The sequence below is a fragment of the Streptomyces sp. SID1328 genome (genome assembly GCF_009865595.1).
Classification (GTDB): Bacteria; Actinomycetota; Actinomycetes; order Streptomycetales; family Streptomycetaceae; genus Streptomyces; species Streptomyces griseoluteus.
Genome location: NZ_WWKH01000974.1, coordinates 1 through 921 on the forward strand (window position 1 = coordinate 1; position 921 = coordinate 921).

General features: G+C 78.6%; 1 protein-coding gene. It reads right to left on the reverse strand.

Annotation, left to right across the window (positions count from 1 at the left end):
• A partial coding sequence (locus GT030_RS31490; RefSeq protein WP_161204008.1) for a serine/threonine-protein kinase occupies positions 1–921 on the reverse strand: 921 nt, incomplete at both ends.

A 921-nucleotide genomic window follows, 5' to 3' on the forward strand; every position in this document is an offset into this window, starting at 1 on the left:
GGGCCGGGGCGCTGCCCGCCGTGTCGTCGCCGTCGCCGGAGCCGGGGCGCAGCCAGGTCGTGACGCCCAGGGAGACCGCCGCCAGCGCGCCCGCCACCGCGAGGGCCACTGTGCAGCTCATCCGGCGCCCGCGTCCCCGCTCCCCCGGTGCCGAGGTCGCCGCCAGGCTGACGCTCACCTTGCCGGGCGCCGTCTCCGGAGGCGGGGTCATCACCGGGGCCGGGCCGAACTCCCCCGGCACCGCCGGGCTGCTGAAGTCCACCGGGCCCGAGGGCGCGTCGGCGGCCGCCTCCAGGTTGAGGATCCGCACCGCGCTCCGGCTGACCTGCTCGACCAGGGGGCCGGGGAGCCAGCCGCCGGTGATCAGGGCGGCGGCGCCCTGCGGGGCCAGGCGTCGGGCGAGGGCGGCGGGGGCGGGGCGGCCGGCGGGGTCCTTGGCCAGGCAGGCGGCGGCGACCTCGCGCAACTCGCCGTCCAGCGAGCCGAGTTCCGGTTCCTCGTGGACCACCTTGTAGAGCAGGGCGGCCGAGGAGTCGCCGGGGAAGGGCGGGGTGCCGGTCGCCGCGTAGGCGAGGACCGCGCCCAGGGAGAAGACGTCCGCCGCGCCGGTGACCCGGCCACCGAGGATCTGTTCGGGGGCCATGTAGCCGGGGGAGCCCACCGAGGCGCCGGTCGCGGTGAGGGAGGCGGTGCCGGTGGTGGCGCGGGCGATGCCGAAGTCGATCAGCAGCGGGCCGTCCAGGGTGAGCAGCACGTTGGACGGCTTCACGTCCCGGTGGACGAGGTCCAGCGCGTGCACGGTGGCCAGCGCCTCGGCGAGGCCGGCGGCCAGCGCCCGGACGGTGTGGGCGGGCAGCGGGCCGTGGGCGGTGACGGCCTGGGCGAGGGAGGGACCCGCCGCGTAGGCCGTGGCGGCCCAGG